This is a genomic window from Roseomonas sp. GC11, from assembly GCF_024437745.1.
In the GTDB taxonomy this organism is placed as follows: Bacteria; Pseudomonadota; Alphaproteobacteria; order Acetobacterales; family Acetobacteraceae; genus Pseudoroseomonas.
The window spans coordinates 49,677-68,837 of sequence record NZ_JANFNY010000004.1 but is presented as its reverse complement, the minus strand read 5'-3'; the positions used below and the strand labels follow the sequence as shown (position 1 = coordinate 68,837).

Genomic DNA, 19,161 nt, shown 5'->3' with positions numbered 1-19,161 from the left:
AGTTCCGCTCCGTCACCTCTCCCGCCTCGCGGTGAAGTCGCTTTCCTGCAATGACAGGCCCCCGGGTTGATCGCCGGGGTGGAGTGAGGCCCGCACCACCCCTAGCTCTGCGCTGGGGACGGGCCTTCTCGTCGCTGAAAAGCGGCGGCGACCCCGGGGAGCGATATCCCCGGCCTTTCCCGAAGCAAGACTAACGCACCGCGTCTCTTCAGACGGGCGCGACCCCAGACTATCCCGCACGGCAGCCACGAGCCGGTTCTGAGTAACCCCTGAGGGGGTCAAAGGCGCCGACACCTCGCCGCGTGAAAGTGCAGATGGTGACGGGGGTTTTCCCCAATCCTCTGCTTCGGTTCTAAACACTATGTCCAACGCCACCCCGTCCCGCCTCGGTCAGATCAACGGTACCGGCGACGCTCTCGCCCTCTTCCTGAAGGTTTTCTCCGGGGAGGTGATGAGCGCCTTTGAGCGCGCGACGGTTTTCCGCACTCGCACGATGGTCCGCACCATCGCCAGCGGCAAGAGTGCGCAGTTCCCCATCGTGGGCCGCGCCACCGCGTCCTACCACACGCCCGGCAATGAAATCCTGGGCACCGCCGTTCCGCAGAACGAAGTGGTGCTGACCGTGGATGACATGCTGATCTCCCCACAGTTCATCGCGGAGATCGACGAGGCGATGAACCACTATGATCTCCGCAGCTACTACAGCACGGAGGGGGGCCGCGCCCTGGCCCGCACCTTTGACGCCAACCTGGCGCAGACCGGCGTTCTCGCTGCCCGCACGGCGGCCCTCCTCACCGATGCGGTGCAGGGTGCCGGTGGCGGTGAAGCCGGTGACAGCGTGACCGATGCCAACATGGGCACCTCCGGGAGCGCCCTGGCGGCGGCTGCCTTCTCGGCCCAGCAGAAGTTCGACGAGAAGGACGTGCCGCAGGACGACCGGACGATGTACGTCCGCCCGGCCCAGTACTACCTCCTGGCCCAGACCACCTCCGTCCTGAACAAGGACTGGGGCGGCTCCGGCGCCTACGCGGATGGTACGGTGCTGCGTGTGGCTGGCCTGGAGATCGTCAAGACGAACTCCCTGCCGATCACGAACATCACCACCGGCCCGTCCAAGTATCAGGGTAACTTCACCAACACCCGAGCCCTGTTCATGCACAAGGCCGCCGTGGGCACCGTGGAACTCATCGGCATCTCCAGCCGGGCGGATTATGACCCCCGCCGTCTGGGCACGCTCCTGAACTCCAAGATGGCTATCGGCCATGGCGTGCTGCGACCGGTCCTCTCCATCGAGGGCAAGACTGCCTAATCCCCTGGGGGGCACCTTCGGGTGCTCCCCTATTTTTTGTTGAGGCTCCCTCTTGGCTTTCTCTGACCATATCTCGGCCAACCCCAGTGGCGAGTTCGCGGCTGTGACGCCGAGTGACAGCGTGAACCTCCCGCAGCCCGCGCGCGCCCTCTTTGTCGGCGGTGACGGGAACGTGGTGGTTATCCAGTCGGCCCCTGGGGGCGTCGCGGTGACCTTCACGGCGGTGCGTGCTGGGACCATCCTGCCTGTGTCCGTTCAGCGTGTGCTCTCCACCGGGACCACAGCCACGGGCCTCGTGGCCCTCTTCTGATGCTGGGTCTCGGGATACGCCTGGTGCGCCTCGGGGGGATCGCTAAGGTCAACCTGATCCGCAACCCGCGCGCTCTGGGTTCTGTGGCGGGTACCCCTGGGACCGCTCCGACAAACTGGACGATCCCGTCCGCCCCCGCCGGGCTTGCCCGCAGCATTGTCGGGACAGGTGAGGCGAGTGGGCTGCCTTATATCGACATTCGGTATTCAGGCACCCTTTCGAGTTCCAGTGGCAACGCGCCGATCCTCTATGACACCACCACGGGTATTCCCGTGCTGGCAGGGGTGACCTACACCTCGTCTGTCTCTGTGGCGCTGGTGGCCGGTTCAGTCACAGGGGTCACCGCCCTTCAGTTGAACTTTTTGTCCTATCAGGCCGATGCTACCACGCAGGTGGACAGTACCTCCGCCACAAGCATCCTGGGCTCGCTGACCGCCACTCTCCAGAGGTTCACCCAGACGGTAACCACTGGGGTTGGTGTAGCGTTCGCTGTGCCCCGCCTGAGGTTCGCCTTCGGCACCAGCGGCACAGCGGTGGATTTCTCGATCCGAGTGGCGGCCCCTCAGTTCGAGCGAGGCTCCTCCGCCTCCTCCCCGGATATCTGATGCCGACCTCCCTTCTCGATGCCGTCAACACGGTCATCCGGGCCACCGGGGAGGCCCCTGTGGTCTCTATCCTGCCCACCGATGAGCAGCTTCCGCCCAACATCGCCGCTGCGCTGAACCTCATCGAGGAAGTGCGGAAGGAGATGCAGGTCCGCGGCTGGTGGTTCAACCGTGAGCGCGACTACCCGCTTCAGCGGACCACAGATGGCGAGTACACTTTACCCGCCAACACCAGCCGGATTGACGTGTCTGAGGGGCAGAGCGTTCGCGTCACCCAGCGCGGCACGAAGCTTTACAACCTCGACACCCACTCATTCATCTTCACCGAGACCGACCTGAAGGTTGACCTCGTGTTGGAGCTTCCGTGGGATGATCTCCCCGAGGTGGCGCGCCAGTACATCGCCATCGTCGCTGCCAGGCGCTTCCAGGCCCGCTACCTGTCCTCCCCGAACCTCGATGGGTTCACCCAGGTGGACGAGATGCGCGCTCTGGTGAACCTCCAGAATGCCGAGGCGGAAGAAGGGAACCACTCGATCTTCAACCACTGGTCAGCCTACCGGGCTCTTGACCGGACACCCTGGTACCACTGAATGACGCTGATCTCCGGGACGCTCCCCAACTTCACCAACGGGGTCTCCCAGCAGCCCCCTTGGGCTCGCTTGGCTAACCAAGTGACCTCCCAGGTGAACTTCATGTCCTCCCTCGTGGCGGGCCTGACGAAGCGCCCGGGGAGCCGCCACATGGCGCGCATCAGGACCACACGGTATGGCACCCTGCGTCCCTTCCTGCACCTCATGGATCGCGATGCGAGTAATCGCTTCGTGGTCATTGTCGCGGAAGGGACGATCCGGGTTTTCGATCTCGACGGCGTGGAGCGCACGGTGCTCACGCCTGACGGGACTTCCTACCTGACCGCCAGCACAGAGAGCGCCTTCGTGGCTACCTCCGTGGCGGACTACACTTTCATCGTCAACCGGACGGTGACCCCGGCGCTGACCACAGCGCCCGCCGCACAGACCACCTGGGGTCACGCTTTCGTTCGCCTGGGGGCCTACAGCCAGACCTATGAGGTGTGGACTGACGGGGTTCTCCGCGCCACCTACACGACCTCCGCCACAGACGCCTCCACGATCCGCACCGAGAACATCGCGGAGCAGCTTCGGGCTGCCCTGGCGACTAACCTCCCGGCAGCCTACGGCGTCGCCTGGACGGTAGAAAGGAAGGGGAGCGTCGTGCGGTTCCGGCGCAATGACGGGAACGCATTCACCCTCTCCGTCCGGGACAGCGCAGGCGACGGGAACACGGTGGGCTTCATCGACCGCATCCAGCGGTTCAGCCTTCTTCCCTCCTCCGCCTGGAATGGTCAGGTGGTCCGCATCACTGGTGTGGACAGCGGACAGTTCTACTATGTGGAGTTCGAGGAGAGCACGGGGACGTGGAAGGAATGTGCCCGTGTGCAGGATCGCGTTGGGCCTTCCCCGGCGACCATGCCGCACCGCCTTGTGCGTAACACAGACGGCACCTTCACGTTCTCCCAGGTACCCTGGGTGGCGCGTGATGCCGGTGATGCGGATGCTTCGCCGCACCCGTCCTTCGTGGGGCAGACGATCAATGACGTGTTCTTCCACAAGGGGCGCCTTGGGTTCCTCGCGGGGGAGAACGTGGTGCTCTCTGCGGCGGGAGACTACTTCCGCTTCTACCCCGACACCATCCAGACGGTGACGGATGACGCACCGATTGACCTGGCGACCTCCAGCACGCGCATCTCTCTCCTGCGCTTCGTGGCTCCCTTCGATGGAAGCCTGATGCTCTTCTCGGATGACGCGCAGTTCCTCCTCTCCGACACCGGCATCCTCTCCCCCAAGACCGCCTCGATCTCCCCCGTGGGCTCCTTCGCGGCCCTGGCGGGTGTTCGGGCGCAACCTCATGGGCGCGGCGTGCTGTTCTGTCAGCGCCGCGGTGAGGACACGGCTCTCCGGGAGTACCTAGTGGACACCTCCACGGGCACGAGGGACGCTCTGGACCTCTCCTCGCACGTCCCCACGTTCGTCTCGGGGCTGGCTCTCTCCCTGGCGGTTGCCCGGAATGACGATACTGCATTCATCATCTCCGATGCCTCGGACAGTACCCGCCGTCTGTTCGTGTATAAATGGTACTGGGAGGGGAGCGAGAAGCTTCAGTCAGCGTGGTCCGAGTGGCAGTTCAACGACGCCTCGGGCACCAGCGACCGGCTCCTCGCCGTAGCCACCTACGACAACAACCTTCTGGTCATCCTCGAACGAGAGGGCCACGGGGTGTACCTCGAACGCATCCCTCTCGGTCCCTTTGGAAGCTTTGAGGGTGCAGGCTTCAGCGACCGGCTGTTGATCGACAGGAAGGTATCGCTGACCTCCGGCACCTACTCGTCCACCACCGACAGGACAACCTTCACGCTGCCCTACCCGATCACCTCCAGTTCTCCCATCGTGGCGATCCTGGGGGAGACCGTGACGGACCAATGGCGGGACACCATTGGCACCTCCTGGGACACCACGAACGGCGCCCAGTACGAGAGCACCACGACCTTCTCCCTGCCAGGAGACCTCACCGGCTGCGAGATTTGGTTCGGGTACAAGTTCTCTGCGCGGGTGGTCCTCTCGCAGATCAACGTGGCGCAGCAAGACGGCAGAAGCCGCCGGGCTATCACTGACGGCAACCTGAGCCTGCGCTACATCACCTTCAATGTCTCGAACACCCAGCAGCTTCGCTTCACGGTGGATCGAGGTAGCAGCCTCTACCAGCTAGTCTCTGATGAACTCCGCGCGCGGCAGCCTCCGGTTGCCAGCTATGAGCGTCCATCGAATATCCGGCTGTTCACCGGGACTTGGCGGGTGCCGATCTTCGCTTCCAACCAAGCGACCCTTTCTCTCGAAAGCACAAACCCATTCCCTTGCTCGATCCTCTCCGCAGACTGGGAGGGCGTGTTCGTCCTGCGATCCCGGAGGACGTAAGCATTGCCGATCTCCTGACGGACGCCGACAAGGCTGAATGCGTGGCTGCGGGCCACACCCCGCGCTCCGCCATCTCCACCTCTATCGCACACTCGGTAGAGGCTTGGGTGGCGGAGGAGCCACGCGGCCCCCTTGCTGTGTTCGGCGTGGCCCCTGGGCCTGCCCCTGGTATGGGCGCCCCGTGGCTCCTCTGCACTCCCCTCTTCGCGCGCCATCCGATCTCCATGGTCAAACTGGCGCGGCACCTAATCGCTCGCTGGCATGAGACCTTCCCGGTCCTCGCCAACGCAGCCGATGCGCGCAACGAAGCCCACCTGCGGTTCCTCCGCCGCCTGGGCTACCAGTTACACCCCCCGGTCCCCCTTCAGGGCCACCTATTCATCCCCTTCCATCGCCAAAGCGAGCATGTGCACGTCTGACGTTTCCAAGGTGCTGGGAACCATAGGGAGCTTTGTGGGCCTCGGGGGTTCCTCCTCAGGGGACCAGCAGGCTTCCCCTCAGGCTTCCTCGCAGCCCTCCCAGTCCTTCGCCTCCAGGGTGGCCGAGTGGTCCCCTGAGATCACCGCTGTGGGCACCGCAGGGCGCTCCATCTCCAGCTTCCTAGCGAAGAACGAAGAAGCAGCCTTCTCCAATGCCCGCGCCACCGCTGAGTACAATCGGCAGGTGGCCGAGCGGCAGCAGGTCATAGACTATAACGCTGCCCAGCGGGTGAACGAGGGTACCTCTCGGGGCCTCACGATCAACAGCCTGAACAGCCGCATCCTTCAGGAGCGGGATGCCCAGGCGGAGCGGCAGGACCAGCGCAGCGTGGAGAGGCGGCAGGCCCAGGGCCGGATTACCGCCGGGGCTGCCTCTATGGGTGTGGCGGGGAATACCATCTCCGCCCTGATGTTGGAGCAGTTCCAAGGCTTCAGCCGCCAGAGCACCGATGACAGCGCCAACACGGACGCTGCGGTGGCCCAGGTGCGCCGGAACATCGACGCTGCGGATGCCAACTACCAGTCCCGGCTCAACGCCCTGCGTGATCCTATCGCGCCCACCTCGCCCATTCTGCGCGCTGGCGGTTCCGCCCTGGAACTCCTGTTCGGCTTCGGCAGCGCGGCAACGGACTACTTCACGGCGCGCGCCAAGCAGTCCCCCAGTGTCTCCCTCGGTTCTCTTCCCTCTTCCTCATCGTCAACCCAGGGCGCCTCAGATCGCGCCGTCACGGATCGAGACTGGTAACGCATGGCACGCCAGCCCACGCCCCTAACCGGCGGTCTGCCTGAACGCCTCGGGCTGCGCCCCTCCGCCTCCCCCATCCCCACCAACATTGAGGCTCCCCGGCCTCTCTCGCTGCCCCGTGAAATCGTCGCGCCAGGCGCAGGCGAGAGCGGGATGCGCGCGGTGGCTCAGGGGCTATCCGAGTTCCTTCCCTCCTTCCGCCGCTTCGCTGAGGTTCAGAACCAGCAGGAGCAGGAGCGGCAGACCGCCGCCGGTAAGAGCTATGCGCAGTCCATGCGCGACTATGAGAGGGAAGTCCGCGAGGGCCGCATGGCCCCCATTGATAACCCTTGGTGGCAACTGGGGTATCGCCAGGGCAAGGGCATTGTGGACGCCCAGCGGTTCGGGGAGCGCCTTCGGGCTGACTACCAGACATGGGAGGGACGTCAGGGCGAAGATGCCAACGCCGTGCAGGGCTGGATTGACCAGCGGATGCAGGCGTTCCTCGGGGATGCCAATGACCAGACATACCTCCAGGGGTTCCAGCAGGTCGCCCAGAGCGTCCGCCAGCAGCTAGGCGAGGAGCACACCCGCACCGTCCGCGAGAACGTAGCCAATCGAGGCCGCGAGCAAGTGGTGGAGCGTATCCGCAACGAGGCCGGGGGTATCCTCTCCGATGGCCGCACCTCGCTCACCGATGCGGCCCCCAAGGTCACCGAGGTGTTCCATCGGGCGGGCTTTGAGCTTCGCCGGTTCGGCTACTCGGGGGAGGAGGTGAATGCCATCCTCATGCAGTCTCTCTCCGCCCTGACCGATGTGACGAACAGGGCCAACCCAGCGGACAGCGTGAGGCTCATCGAGGCGGTGGCTTTCGCGCCGCGGCCCGATGACCAGAACCCCGGGCGCACCCTCCCCGGCTTCGGCTCTTCTCCTCGCGCCCTGGAGCAACTTCGTGTTCTCCGGGATCGTGCGATGAACGAGATGGAGCGGCGGGAGAGCCGGGCGGAGCGCGCAGCCGCGCGCGCGGATCGGCAGGCGCGGCGTGACGGGGATAGGCTTCTGGATAGCATCTTCTTCCAGGGCGCCAACGTATCCCCCGAGGATATCCGGGCGCAGGCTTCGCGTGACCCTGGGTTCCTCGCACGCTTCCACGCGATGAATGAGACGATCACCCGGCAGCGGGAGCACAGCGAGGACCGCGCGCGCAGCCAGCAGTCCGAGCAGGTGTTCAATGGGTTCATCGGGCGCCTCCTGGCAGCGCGCTCCGCAGACGATCTCACGGAACTCCGTGCCGATGTGGTGCGGGAGGTGGCGATGGGCTCGATGCGAGGGCCTGACGCAGGGCGCCTTCTGGATGACATTCGGCGCTCCGAGAGCGATCCCAGTGTCCGCCCGCAGTCTCCCTTGGGCTCCACGGAATACTCCGCTGCCCGGTCCTTCCTCCAGCAGTCTCTCCAGTCTCGCTTTGATGATCCGCTGATGCGGGGTCTTGGTCCCAACCAGACCCCCGAGAGGATCGCCCAGGCGCAGCAGCAACTCGCTGAACAGACGATGCGCTGGTACTATGACCAGTGGCGAGAGGGTAAGCGCCCCACGGGGCAGGATATCTTCACCTTTTCCAACGATGCCGCGAGGCGACTGGTGGAATCCGTGTCGCCCCAGGCGCCCTCTGTGGGCTCCCGAAGCGGCGCCGCAGCGTCACCCCCAAGCTCCCCTCAGGCCCGCCCACAGCAGCCCCAGACACGCCAGGAGACCCCTGCCGATCCGGTGCAGCGCCTTCGCCAGGTGGCTACCCAGCGGGGAGAACTCGTGGCTGTGGGTGCTGCCCTCAACTCCGATCCCAACAGCCCTTCGGTGCGCCAGTGGGCGCAGCAGAATGGCCTCGATCCAAGCAACCCTGCGGCTATCCGCCAGGAGATCGCCAAGCGTCTCCGCGAACTCCGCAACCCCACCCCATAAGGAAAGCCGTTGAGCGGAAGCCTTGATACCTCGGTCACCTCGGCGGTGCTCAGTGAGCAGCCCCAGGTTGCCGGTGACGATCTTGATTTCGAGATGGAACTGGCCCTGGCCCAGCAGGAGCAGGACAAGGCTCTGGTGGCCCAGCAGGGCAACCGCAGGGGCTTCTTCGATCATGTGAAGGATGCCGCTGGCGCCCTTGCCACGCTGCCCCTGGAAATCCCCAGGCGCGCCGTGGTGGCCCTCTCGGACGTTGACCGGGGCATCCGCGATGCGATGCTCTCCGGCGCCCAGGCGGTGGGCATCATGTCCCCTGAGACTGCCCAGCGCGTCACCCAGGATATGGATGTGGCGCCCTCCATCGGGAACCTCGCGCGGCGGGAAATCTACCAGCCCGACACGGTGACCGGCACGATCACCCAGGAACTCGGTACCTTCTTCGGTGGTGCTGGTCTCCTCCAGAAGGCCACCGGGGCTCTCTCCTGGGCAACCAGGGCGCCAACCCTGCTTGGCCGGATCGGGCGTGGTGCTGCCGTGGGTGCCCCTCTGGACTTCACCCTGACGGCCACCTCCGACGACAACCTCTCCGCCGCGTTGCGGGAGGCTGGGGTTCCGATCCCCTCAATCCTCGCGACGGATGCGGATGACAGCGGCATTGAGCGCCGCCTGAAGTCTGTGGCTGAAGGTGCCGGTCTGGGCGCCATCGCTGAGACGGTCCTGACGCCGCTCACCAAGGCCGCCGTGGGCATCTACCGGGCGCTCCGTCCGGTGGACCAGCGGATCGCCTCCGAGGCAGCCCAGGCGGCCCCTGTGGTTCCCCCGCAGGCGGTGCAGGAGGGAGCAGAGGTTCCCTTCGAGCGGTACCGCCGGGGCACCCTGCCGGGTGAGGAAAGCTTCCCCGAGCCGTGGCAGATGGTGGCGGAGCGGGAGCGCGGTAGCATCAACGATGCGATCGACAAGCTCCAGGGCCAGCGGTCCTACGGGGACATGCAGCGTGCCATCTCGAATGAGGGGGTGCGGGAGGTGGAGGCTGCGGCGCGAGAAGTCGCCCTGCGGCAGAACATCCTCGACAACCTGACGTTCGCTGATGAGACCTTCGGGCGCCTCCGTAAGGGCGCCGAGGAGGAAGCGGCGGTGGCCGCCCGGGAAACCCGGCGGGTGCAGGACGTGGTGGAGCCTGGTGAGCTTGCTCCCATGCAGGAGTGGCGTCAGGCCGCCGAGGGCCGTGGCGAAGGGTGGGATGCTGCCCGTGCGACCCCCACGCCTGACGCACCGTCCCCCAGGGCAATCCAGGGTGACCCAGGGCAGGCCGAGCTTTCCCGCATGATCGCAGAGGCGCAAGCCGAGCTTCGTGGCGCCAGGGAAGCTTATGAGACCCTGATGGCGAAGGGGATGCTGACGCAGGAGGAGCGCGAAGCCCTGGATCGGGCCATCGCCGCTGCCACCCCGCCAAAGCCCGCACAGGCCACCCAGGGCGCCCCCGGTGCTACCCCTGCGGGGCAACAGGCTGTTCCCTCCCAGACAAATCCTGGGGCGGCTGTGAAGGCTTCTGGTGAGGCCCTGCCAACTGCCGCCCCCACCGGCACCGCGGCGCAGCGCATGGGGATGAAACTCCCTGATGATGTGGCCCGTGCCATCCAGATCGACGAGGCCGGGACGAAGGAGGTTCAGCGCCTCCTGTCCGAGGGCAAGCCTGACGACGCCATGAACCTCATCGGGATCAACCCGATGCACGTTCAGGGGCGCGAAGGGATCACCTCGGTCCTCAATGCGCTTCACGATGTGTACGCCCCAGCGTTCACCGTGGCGAACCAGCGGGTGAAGTCCGAAGCGGTCACGCTGGCCCTGGCGGATAGCATCGCGGCTACCCCGGAGGCTGCCCGTGCGGCCCTGGCGCGCACCTTCGACCAGACCCGCAACCTCGATGCCATGGCGGTCCTCGCCAAGCGGTACATGCAGTCCGCCAGCCAGTCCGTCCTCGACCTCTCCCGGCGAGTGGCGGGTGGGGACACGGCGGCAATGGGTGAACTGGTCCTCGCAGTGGGTAAAGCCAGGGAAGCCAGGGAGTACTTCGAGGGCACCGCCAGCAGCTTCGGGCGTGCCCTGCGGTCTCTCCAGATCGACGCTGACCAGATGCTCCGGCTCACCCCGGATGAAGTGGCAGCGATGACGGCGGAGGCTGGGGGCGCTGATGCGGTCCTGAAGTTCGCCAAGCGAGCCTCCCTCCTCCAGACCCCCGAGCAGCTTGCCAGGGTGTTCAAGGGGACCGGGTGGGAACGCTTCATGGCTGCCACTTCGGAGTTGTTCATCAACAACATCCTGAGTGGCCCCGTCACCCACGCCATCAACATCACCTCGAACACCCTCTCGGCCCTCATCAACCCGATGCGGCACATCATGGGCGGCGCGGTGACGGCAAACTGGGGTGCTGTGCGGGGTGGTGTGGCGATGTACCACGCTCTCGGGGAGAGCTTCATCGACCACATCAGGCTTCTCCAGATGGCAGCCCGTGAGGGTGTGCAGTCGGACGCCCTGGGCGAGCTTTATGCGCGCAAGGGGATGAAGCCTGAACTCCTACATGGGATGAAGTCCTTCTGGCAGGACAGCCCCACCTTCTCCTCCGCCACTCAGGTGGGGAACGGTGCGCTGCCGCCGCAGGCCATCAGCGCCTCCACCTTCAACGTCACCAACCCCGTGGGGGCTTGGATGCTCGATTGGGGCGGGAAGGCGGTGCGACTGCCCACGCGGCTCCTGATGAGTTCTGATGAGATCATGAAGGGGCTGAACTACCGGATGGACCTGCGCCGTCAGGCGACCGAGGAGGGGCTGGACATGCTCCGCCGCGGGGAGCTTGCGGATGACAAGGCCCTGGGCGAGTTCATCATCCGGGCCATGAACGGCCCCTCGCAGGAGATGGATGCTCTGGCGCGGAAGTACGCCGAAGAGGCGACCTTCACCCAGAAGCTCGACTATAACGGGCGCATCCTCGACCGGATCGGCTCACGGCTCCAAGGGATCACCCAGTCGGTCCCCTTGCTCCGCCTGGTCATGCCCTTCGTCACCACCCCGACGAACATCCTGAAGTGGTTCGTGGATCACTCCATCGCTGGTAATGCGCTCTCCGGGCAATTCTGGCGGGACGCCATGGGCCGCAACGGGGAACTGGCGCAGCGCACGGCGTTGGGCCGCATCTCCGTGGGTGCCTCCCTGTGGGGCGCTGGGGTGTACATGGTCTCCACCGGCCAGATCACCGGAGCGATCCCCCAGGGTAACCAAGGGGCCGCAGAGAGGGCCACGGGGGCAATGCCCTACTCGATCCGCGTGACGGACAAGGACGGTAACTCCTCCTATGTCCCCTTCGGTCGCTTCGACCCTGTGTCCATGCATCTGGGCATCCTGGCGGACATTGCGCAGCTTTGGACCTACAAGGATGCGCCTACGATGCAGAACCTCACCACCAGCTACATCATGGCGATGGTGGACTTCCTGGCGAATAAGACGGCCTTCAAGGGTGTGATGGACCTCTTTGGTACCATCAACAATCCGCTGGAGGGCGACACGAACGCTGGCGAGGCGATGACCCGGTTCCTCTCCAACACAGCGGCATCCATGGTTCCGTACTCTGCCGCGCTCCGCCAGGCTGCCCGTGTGGTTGACCCGACAAGCCGGGAGGTTCGCGTCAACGGCACCGATGAGCAGTTCCCGGTTCTCCGCCAGACCCTCAACAGGATCATGGCGAGCACCCCAGGGTTCTCCTCGACGCTGCCCCCGATCCGCGACCTCATGGGGAACCCCGTGACGGTCCCTGTGGGTTGGGGAAGCGAGACCACTGGTGGCCTCCTGGGCGCCATCTCGCCCCTCCAGTATCGCAACGAGGCCCGCTCTCCGTTCCTCCAAGAGCTTCGGCGGCTGGGCTATGACATGCAGCCGCTTGTCCCCTGGCGCACCTCGGATGGCGTGAAGCTGACCCCGGAGCTTCGGGATCGGCTGATCGTCCTCACCAGCCAGGATGCCACGCTGGGCGGGCGTACCATGCAGGAGGCGCTGGATGCCCTGGTGCAGTCCTCGGAATACCAGCGGCTCACTGACGATGCGCGTGACGGCACCACCGGCTCCAAGCGGATGATGCTCCAGCGTGTCGTGAGGCAGTACAAAATGGCTGGCGAAGCCCTGATGATGCAGGAACAGCCGGAGTTCGCTGCGATGGTCCGCGATGCGCGGATCAAGAAGCGGCAGCAGCTTATCCCTGCGATCCTGGGCGGCGCAGAACCCCAGGAAGATTGAAGCCAACGGGGAGGGTTAACCGCCCTCCCCACCACCTTTCACGGACATGGCCCTCTCATACACTGACTATACGGCGAACGGCGTGACGGCGACCTTTGCGGTCACGTTCCCGTTCATTAGCCGCGCGCACGTCTCGGTCCTCGTGAACGATGTGGCGGCAACCTTCTCCTGGCTCCATGACGGGGCCATCACGCTCACCAGCATCCCCACAGCGGGAGCCACCGTCCGCGTGCAGCGGACCACTCCCTCCGGTGAACTGGTCCGGTGGGATGATGTAAGCAACATCCGCGAGCGGGATATGAACCTGCTCCGGGACCAGTTGATCTACTACGCCCAGGAGACCGCTGACCTCTACGCGGAACTCCAGCAGCGCACCCTGAGGCGCCCTTCGCGCGAGTACGGGCTGAACATGCTTCTCCCCGAAGCAAGCCTGCGCGCCAACAAGGTGCTCGCCTTCGGTGGCTCCGGGGAAATCTCGATGATCTCGGGGCTCGACCGGAGCAGCGACGGGGTGACCCCTGAGGGTGGCTCCACCAGCCGCCTCCTGGCGTCCATCCTGGGCAACCGGGCTGACCCCAGGAACCACGGGGGCATCGGGAGTGGCACCGCTGACGACACGGCGGCGCTGCAAGCGGCTGCCACCGTGGCGGCTGCCCGAGGCATCCCCCTGTACATCCCCTATGGCACCTGGCGGATCACCACCACGGTCTCCGTGGCCTCCACGGTGAGCGTCACGATGGATGGTGAAATCCTCTATGATGGCCCGCAGGATTGCCCTGCGCTGGTCCTGGGGGAGAGTGGTTCCACTCGGGCGCAGGCGCAGACCTACCGGGGCATCCGTGTGACCGCGGCAACCCAGTCAGCATGGACCAACGATGATTTCGTTGGGGTGCGCCTCAACAACATTGATGCCTGCAAGGTGGAGATCGTTCGTGTTGAGAAGTTCACCATCGGCGTGCAGCTTCTCTCCGATGGCGTGGGCTGCGAGGACAGCGATATCCAACTGGGACGCATCGTCGATTGCCGCTATGGGTTGGACCTGAGGACGCTTCAGGCTGCCTCGTGGGTCAACAGCCTGCGGTTCTACGGGGGCCACTTCGCTAACTCCTCGGCCACGAACACGACCACCGCGCGGTACGGGGTGCGCTACTCCTGCGCCTCTGGGGCGTACAATCGGCACAACGCCCATTCGTTCTTCGGGCCTGCGTTCGAACTTCAGCGTGGCGATGGGGTGACCTATCCGGTGCGGGAGGCGATCCCGTTCCTATTTGATGCGGGAGATGAGCGCGGCGTCCACGCCCACGATGTGCGCATGGAGGCGTGCAGCCCCTACGTCGCCAAAGTCACGGGCGGTCCCAACGATTGCAGCTTTGCGGTGAGCTACACGGGCACCTATGCCTTCACTGGCAACGCTGTGCTCTACACCAGCACCGCCACCCGTGCGGGCCTCACGGTCCTCCCCAAGCATCAGGCCATGGCTGCCCACGGCGCGCCTCGGCTGGTGGCGGCGGCGGAGAATGTACGCCAGCGCGCCTTCCGCCAGACCATTGACGTGACGGATGGTGTGGGGTTCGAGCAGATGGCGGTCCTCTCCGCCAATCCCTCGGGGCCTCCGACCAACCTGACGGGCTTCGCCTTCGCCGGGCTGACGCTGTTCACCCTTAATGCCGACACGGTGGGTATCCCGACCAGTCGCGCTGTGGGCTTCGTCCTCGATTGCTCACTCTGCAAGGAGTTCTTCCTGGCGGCGGAGGGCAGCGAACTGCGCCCTGTGGTGATGCAGTTTGACGCCAGTGAGAATGTCTTGGACAGCACCAGCCCGGTCCTGTTCTCGAACATGAACACTGTGTGGGGAGGTAGCCCCTCCTACTTCTGGGAGGGCAACGCTGACCTTGACAGCCTCTCTGGTGGTCTGGCGCTGAACCGGCTCCAGCGGGTGACCATCCACGACAACGCCAAGATTTGCTTCATCGGCGTGCGTGGGGGCAGCGCCACAGCGATCCTGCGCGCCCTGCGCATCTACACCCCGGCCCTGTTCTCCCCTGCCGTTCTCTTCGGGGGAAGCCGGAAGTGGGGCGTCAGGGAATACACTTGGTCCTTCGCGTATGATCCTCCGAGCCTCGCATCGGCTGCCGTCGATACGCAGAACTGGACATGCACAGGCTTCCGTCCCGGGGACAGCGTGACGGCGGGGTTCACCACTGCCACCACCCTCCCGCTTACCTGGGTTCCCACAGGCACCAACACGATCCGAACGCTCCTGACGAACAACACAGGCGCGGCGGTGGATGTGAATGCCGGTACTCTCTTCATCAGGGCTGTGAAGCCTAAGTTGTAGTCTCAGACCATGCAGCACTATCTCGTCGTTGACCCCAGCGGCGTCATCGTCTGCGTCACCCCTCTCCCCACGGATCACCCCGTGACCCCCGCAGTCGCCCTTCAGGTCTCCATGGGGCAGGCTTTGGGGGTCATGCGGGTGACCTCTGGGCAGATCACGGGGCCGGAGCTTCCGGCTCCCCCCGTGGAGCCCCCGGTGACCGACGATGGCGGATAACGCCCCCCCTCTGGCCGAACGCCTGGCCCGGATCGAAGCGAAGATCGACATGATCCTCGCCACCGGACAGGACCACGAGGCGCGCCTGCGCACCATGGAAGGTGACCGGGCCAAGCTCATGGGCGCCGCTGGCGTCCTCGGGGCGATTGCATCGTATCTCGCCCAGCACTTCAAACTCCCCTTCGGAACCTGAACATGATCCAGACTATCCTCGACAACTTCGACAGCCTTTGGGCGGTGATCGCCGCAGCGCACACCCTGGCCCTCGTCATCGTCAACCTGACGCCGACCCCCAAGGATGACCTCTGGGTGGGGCGCGCGTACCGCGCTCTGGAGATGGTCGCCGGTCTGGTCTCCCGCCGGGCCAAGCAGTAACCCATGAACGACCTCCAGGCCCTCGCTCGCACCCTCTATGGTGAGGCACGCGGGGAGGGCCTGTTGGGCATCCGGGCGGTCGCTTCGGTGATCCTCAACCGGGCTGCCCATCCAAATCCCAGGCGGTTCGGGGCTTCGATCTCGGCGGTCTGCCTGAAGCCCTTCCAGTTCTCCTGTTGGAACCAGAGCGACCCCAACCGCCCCAAGCTGGTGGCCCTGGACCTGTCCTCCCCTGCCGCTGCGGTCTGCCTTCAGGTCGCCTGGGAAGCCCTCATGGGGCGCCTGGCGGACACCACAGGGGGCGCTGACCACTACCATACGGTCTCCGTCTCGCCGCCCTGGGCGCGCGGGATGACCCCCACCGCGACCCTCGGCTCGCATGTTTTCTACGCCATCGGATGAGCTACACCGACGATCTCCTCGCAGACCTCCACGCGGCTCTTCTGCGTGACCTTCTGCGCCGCATTCAGTCAGGCGAAGAGGTGAAGCCTGCGGACCTCGAAGTGGCCCGGAAGTTCCTGGCGGACAACAAGGTGACCGCGGACCTCCTGAAGTCCCGCGAGGGGCGCACCCTCACCTCCGCCGTCGCCAATCTCCCGTTCACCGACGAGGATGCCTAATGCTTCGCTTTCGTTCCTACATGCCCGGCAGGGTGTACTTTCCCATGTCGGTGGCAGTCTATGCTCCGGCAGCGATCACCTTTGATCGGCTCTATGTGACCCCCTTCGATGTGTCGGAGGATACCCTGGTGCCTGACCAGATCGGCATCCGGGTGACCACGGCGATGACCGTGGGTACCGGCGGTCTCCCGCAGGTGATCCTGGGCATCTATGAGGATGAGCACGGGCTGCCTGGGCGCCTTCTCTACACTTCCAACGTCATCGCTGGGCTGAACACGGTGGGGGCCAAGGTGCAGGATATCGCCACCCCGGCGAGTGGCAACAGGCCCCTCCAGATGACCAATGGGCTCTACTGGCTGGCCTCCCTGTTCGCCACGGCGGGTACCGGCGGCACGCTCCCCTCGGTCGCCTCAGTCGCCACAAACCCCGCTTGGGCCACCCAGTTGGGCGTAGCGGACATGGCTTCCCTGCCGATCTCCGCCGCCACCACCGCCACCGGCCTCTGGGCGAACAGCCAGCCCTTCGCCAGTGGGCTCCCCACGCGACCCGCGAGGAGCATCTGGGCGCAGCAGTTGAACGCTGGTTCCCCGCTGATCGGTCTCCGCCACGGAGGACCGTAGGAGTGCTGGGAGGGGCTTCGGCCTCTCCCCGCTACTACCCCACCGGACGGCTCTTCAGCCGCCGCACAGACTAAACCAGACAAAATCCTGAGGCTATCCTGGCTGCACCCAAGGCCACCCCGCCAAGCGACCCCTTGGCAGCAGACTTCCGCAACTTCCTCTTTGCTGTGTTCCAGCATCTCGGGCTTCCGACCCCGACCCCAGTACAATACGACATTGCGCGCTACCTCCAGCATGGCCCCCGGCGCCGCATCATCATGGCCTTCCGGGGCATCGGGAAAAGCTGGATCACCGCGATCTTCGTCATTTGGCTTCTCTATCGGAACCCCGACCACAAGGTGATGGTGGTCTCCGCCAGCAGCGACCGCGCCAACGCCTTCTCGCTGTTCGCCAAGCGCCTCATCGAAGAGGTGCCCTTCCTCCAGCACCTCCGCGCCAAGGAGGGCCAGTTGACCTCCCTGGAACGCTGGGAGGTTGGCCCAGCCAAGACCGACGCATCCCCCTCGGTCAAATCCGTGGGCATCACCGGGCAGCTTACGGGCTCCCGTGCGGATACCATCGTGGCGGATGACGTGGAGATCACGAACAACTCCGACACCGTGGGCAAGCGCGAGAAGCTGGCTGAACTCGTGAAGGAGTTCGACGCGGTACTGAAGCCGAACGGGCAGATCATCTACCTTGGCACGGCGCAGACCGAGGAGAGCATCTACACCCGGCAGCTTGCCACCCGCGGATATGAGGTGCGCATCTGGCCGGTGCGCTACCCGACCCAGACCCAAAGGGACAAGTACGGCCCCTGGCTGGCCCCCTGGGTCATCGAGCAGATATCCCGAGGTGCCCCTGAGGGTTCCCCGGTGGAGCCTTCGCGGTTCCCCGAGAGCGACCTGATTGAGCGAGAGCTATCCTATGGTCGCTCTGGGTTCGCCTTGCAGTTCATGCTCGACACCAGCCTAAGCGATGCTGAGAAGTTCCCGCTGAAGCTGCGAGACCTGATCGTGATGGGCTGCGACCCCCAGCAGGCCCCCGTGAAGCTCGCCTGGGCATCCTCTGGGGATGTGGTGGTGCAGGGTCTCCCCCTACTTGGCTTCTCCGGTGACCGCTACCACCGGCCCATCTTCGTCTCCCAGGAGTGGCAGACCTACCAAGGCATCGTCATGGCTATCGACCCTTCAGGCCGAGGCGCTGACGAACTGGGTTATGCCGTGGTCGCCATGCTGAATGGCAGGCTGTACCTCTTGGACTGCCAAGGGCTCACCGGAGGGTATCACGATGATAACCTGAAGAAGCTCGCGGAGACCGCCAAGAGGTTCAAGGTGAAGGAGATCATCGTTGAGAAGAACATGGGTGATGGCATGTTCATCGCCCTGCTTCGCCCTCACCTTGACCGGGTGTACCCCTGCACGACCACGGAGGTTCACCACTCGACCCAGAAGGAGAGGCGCATCATCGAGACCCTGGAGCCGGTCCTGAACCAGCACCGCCTGGTGGTCGATGAAGCCCTGATCCGAAGGGACGCTGAGAACTACAATCAGCACCCCCAGGAGAAAGCCAGCAGTTACTCCTTGTTCTACCAGATGACCCGCATCACGCGGGACCGGGGGGCCATCAAGCACGATGACCGCCTGGATGCTCTCTCCATCGCAGTTCACTACTGGGTGGAGAACATGGCTAAGGACGATGAGAAGGCTGTGGATGACCACAAGCAGAGGCTCATGGAAGAGGAACTGAGGAGGTTCATGGAAGAGGCTCTGGGAGATAAGCAGAGGGAGGGTACCTCCTGGCTCTCTCTTCCTGGGTAATCCCAGGGTGAGCATGAGGGTATCCTAAGGGGAACCTGAGGGGAACCTGAGGATCACCTAAGGGTCTCCTATAGGGTATCCTTATAGTAGCTTTCAGGCGGCATGGGGACTGCGTAAAAGAGGGCTAATCCCCCAATTCCCCCTCCACTCGTGCTATCAAGGGGTTAGACCCTCGATATTTGATGCGCATATGCCTGACCGGGAACGCGGTTAGGGCCAAGCGCGTATCCCCCCGTACCCCCTCGCGCGCGCCCAGGCGTGCCCGCAGGCGCCCATGCGCACCCACGCGCGCCCGAGCAATACCCTGCGGGGCGCTTATCGGGCACCTTCCGGGCGCTGCGGTCTGTGCAACCCATTGATTTGCCTCATCATCCGACGGTTTGTGAGACCGTTTCGGGTGACGGGGGCAGCCTGGCGGGGGCCTTTGGGTGCCTGAGGTGTGCCCAGGGCGCAGCTTGGGGGTGCGAGGGTGGCGCCTGGGCTGGCCGGATGCTGCCGCCCGCGTGTGGCGGCATCTGTTGTTTTTCCCTCTTCTG

At 64.9% G+C, this 19,161-nt stretch carries 14 protein-coding genes; all 14 read left to right on the top strand.

Annotated elements, in window-relative coordinates; all coding sequences use genetic code 11:
- The first annotated feature begins 361 nt into the window (after window positions 1-361).
- Window positions 362-1,309 (top strand): phage capsid protein, encoded by a 948-nt coding sequence (locus NON00_RS02320; protein WP_256017270.1) that lies wholly within the window; start codon window positions 362-364, stop codon window positions 1,307-1,309.
- A 309-nt stretch (window positions 1,310-1,618) separates the two neighbouring features.
- Window positions 1,619-2,224, top strand: a complete 606-nt coding sequence (locus NON00_RS02315) for a hypothetical protein (protein ID WP_256017268.1) — start codon at window positions 1,619-1,621, stop codon at window positions 2,222-2,224.
- Complete coding sequence (locus NON00_RS02310) at window positions 2,224-2,814, top strand: hypothetical protein (protein WP_256017265.1); 591 nt, start codon at window positions 2,224-2,226, stop codon at window positions 2,812-2,814. The genes NON00_RS02315 and NON00_RS02310 overlap by 1 nt, the downstream gene beginning before the upstream one ends.
- Entirely contained in the window at window positions 2,815-5,214 is a 2,400-nt protein-coding gene (locus NON00_RS02305) for a hypothetical protein (RefSeq protein ID WP_256017262.1), read from the top strand.
- Window positions 5,215-5,877: 663 nt separating this feature from the next.
- Entirely contained in the window at window positions 5,878-6,438 is a 561-nt protein-coding gene (locus NON00_RS02300; protein WP_256017260.1) for a hypothetical protein, read from the top strand.
- A 153-nt stretch (window positions 6,439-6,591) separates the two neighbouring features.
- Window positions 6,592-8,376, top strand: a complete 1,785-nt coding sequence (locus tag NON00_RS02295) for a hypothetical protein (RefSeq protein ID WP_256017257.1) — start codon at window positions 6,592-6,594, stop codon at window positions 8,374-8,376.
- A 9-nt stretch (window positions 8,377-8,385) separates the two neighbouring features.
- Entirely contained in the window at window positions 8,386-12,657 is a 4,272-nt protein-coding gene (locus tag NON00_RS02290; protein ID WP_256017254.1) for a hypothetical protein, read from the top strand.
- Between the two features lie 46 nt (window positions 12,658-12,703).
- Entirely contained in the window at window positions 12,704-14,995 is a 2,292-nt protein-coding gene (locus NON00_RS02285; RefSeq protein WP_256017251.1) for a phage tail fiber protein, read from the top strand.
- 205 nt (window positions 14,996-15,200) lie between these two features.
- Complete coding sequence (locus NON00_RS02280) at window positions 15,201-15,404, top strand: hypothetical protein (protein ID WP_256017249.1); 204 nt, start codon at window positions 15,201-15,203, stop codon at window positions 15,402-15,404.
- Window positions 15,405-15,406: 2 nt separating this feature from the next.
- Window positions 15,407-15,586 carry a hypothetical protein gene (locus tag NON00_RS02275; RefSeq protein ID WP_256017246.1) on the top strand — a complete coding sequence of 60 codons (180 nt, stop codon included), beginning with the start codon at window positions 15,407-15,409 and terminating at the stop codon, window positions 15,584-15,586.
- Window positions 15,587-15,589: 3 nt separating this feature from the next.
- On the top strand, window positions 15,590-15,988 hold the full coding sequence (locus NON00_RS02270; protein ID WP_256017244.1) for a cell wall hydrolase: 399 nt from the start codon (window positions 15,590-15,592) through the stop codon (window positions 15,986-15,988).
- On the top strand, window positions 15,985-16,206 hold the full coding sequence (locus NON00_RS02265; RefSeq protein WP_256017241.1) for a hypothetical protein: 222 nt from the start codon (window positions 15,985-15,987) through the stop codon (window positions 16,204-16,206). The genes NON00_RS02270 and NON00_RS02265 overlap by 4 nt, the downstream gene beginning before the upstream one ends.
- Window positions 16,206-16,826, top strand: coding sequence for a hypothetical protein (locus NON00_RS02260; RefSeq protein ID WP_256017240.1), 621 nt, complete (start codon window positions 16,206-16,208; stop codon window positions 16,824-16,826). Before NON00_RS02265 ends, NON00_RS02260 begins: the two co-directional genes overlap by 1 nt.
- Window positions 16,827-16,960: 134 nt before the next feature.
- Window positions 16,961-18,625 carry a phage terminase large subunit gene (gene terL, locus NON00_RS02255; protein ID WP_256017239.1) on the top strand — a complete coding sequence of 555 codons (1,665 nt, stop codon included), beginning with the start codon at window positions 16,961-16,963 and terminating at the stop codon, window positions 18,623-18,625.
- The last annotated feature ends 536 nt before the right edge of the window (window positions 18,626-19,161 follow it).

Bases quoted from the DNA above. Each gene is read 5' to 3' on its own strand.
- NON00_RS02270 (WP_256017244.1), top strand. From the start codon at position 15,590: ATGAACGACCTCCAGGCCCTCGCTCGCACCCTCTATGGTGAGGCACGC.
- NON00_RS02295 (WP_256017257.1), top strand. From the start codon at position 6,592: ATGCGCGCGGTGGCTCAGGGGCTATCCGAGTTCCTTCCCTCCTTCCGC.
- NON00_RS02265 (WP_256017241.1), top strand. From the start codon at position 15,985: ATGAGCTACACCGACGATCTCCTCGCAGACCTCCACGCGGCTCTTCTG.
- NON00_RS02320 (WP_256017270.1), top strand. From the start codon at position 362: ATGTCCAACGCCACCCCGTCCCGCCTCGGTCAGATCAACGGTACCGGC.
- NON00_RS02260 (WP_256017240.1), top strand. From the start codon at position 16,206: ATGCTTCGCTTTCGTTCCTACATGCCCGGCAGGGTGTACTTTCCCATG.
- NON00_RS02275 (WP_256017246.1), top strand. From the start codon at position 15,407: ATGATCCAGACTATCCTCGACAACTTCGACAGCCTTTGGGCGGTGATC.
- NON00_RS02280 (WP_256017249.1), top strand. From the start codon at position 15,201: ATGGCGGATAACGCCCCCCCTCTGGCCGAACGCCTGGCCCGGATCGAA.
- NON00_RS02305 (WP_256017262.1), top strand. From the start codon at position 2,815: ATGACGCTGATCTCCGGGACGCTCCCCAACTTCACCAACGGGGTCTCC.
- NON00_RS02315 (WP_256017268.1), top strand. From the start codon at position 1,619: ATGCTGGGTCTCGGGATACGCCTGGTGCGCCTCGGGGGGATCGCTAAG.
- NON00_RS02285 (WP_256017251.1), top strand. From the start codon at position 12,704: ATGGCCCTCTCATACACTGACTATACGGCGAACGGCGTGACGGCGACC.
- NON00_RS02310 (WP_256017265.1), top strand. From the start codon at position 2,224: ATGCCGACCTCCCTTCTCGATGCCGTCAACACGGTCATCCGGGCCACC.